The following is an 884-nucleotide window of genomic DNA, read 5'->3' as shown; positions in this document are numbered from 1 at the left end:
AGAGCCTATCCCAAAAGGAATTGTCATATTGTATAATATTCTAGAACGGATAATTTCTGAAGGTATAGAGAGTATGGCAAACAACAAATGGCGGCTCAGTGATGAACTTTGGGGAAAAATGGCGCCACTTATTCCCGAACATAAAACTCAGCATCCGCTGGGCACACATCGTAAACGGGTTGATAACCGCGCCGCTATGGATGCCATCTTCTTTGTGCTCAGAACGGGCTGCCAATGGAACGCCCTGAATGCAACAGGAATATGCTCGTCAAGTTCGGCTCACCGTCGTTTTCAGGAATGGCGTGACGCCGGCGTTTTTGAACGCTTCTGGCAAAACGGTTTACTGGCCTGCAAGCATCTCGCGATCATCGACTGGTCGTGGTTATCACTGGATGGCTGCATGACCAAATCCCCTTTAGCGGGGACAAAAAAACAGGTCGTAACCCCACGGACCGGGGGAAACAAGGCGTAAAACGCAGTCTCATGACCGAGGCTAACGGGCTTCCTCTTTCACTCGTTGTTGCCGCGGCAAACACGCACGATATCAAATTGGTTGCAGATACGCTTGATGCACTTCAGACAGGCAAGCCCGGTAAAAAGGTCAGGCTGTGTCTGGATAAGGGATATGATGCTGAATGGCTGAGAGGCTATCTACAGAGTCGGCACTACGAGCCGCACATCCAGTCTCGCAAGGAAGAATCAGATGCCTGCCAGAATACGGACTTTAAAGCTCAAAGATGGGTTGTCGAGAGGACGCATAGCTGGATGAATCGCTTTCGCCGGATACTGATCCGATGGGAAAAGAAGGTCGAAAACTATGAAGCTATGTTACATTTTGCGTGCGGGATTATAGTTTGGAACAAAACCCTATTGGGATAGGCTCT

1 pseudogene is annotated in these 884 nt (G+C 49.2%); it reads left to right on the top strand.

What is annotated here, in order from left to right:
* Nucleotides 1–73 precede the first annotated feature (73 nt).
* A pseudogene (locus AAC155_RS24250) lies at nucleotides 74–879 on the top strand (IS5 family transposase).
* The last annotated feature ends 5 nt before the right edge of the window (nucleotides 880–884 follow it).

It is taken from the genome of Photorhabdus sp. HUG-39, assembly GCF_963878365.1.
Lineage (GTDB): Bacteria > Pseudomonadota > Gammaproteobacteria > Enterobacterales > Enterobacteriaceae > Photorhabdus > Photorhabdus kayaii.
The sequence above is the reverse complement of the archived record's forward strand: the minus strand, read 5'-3'. Positions and strand labels throughout refer to the sequence as shown.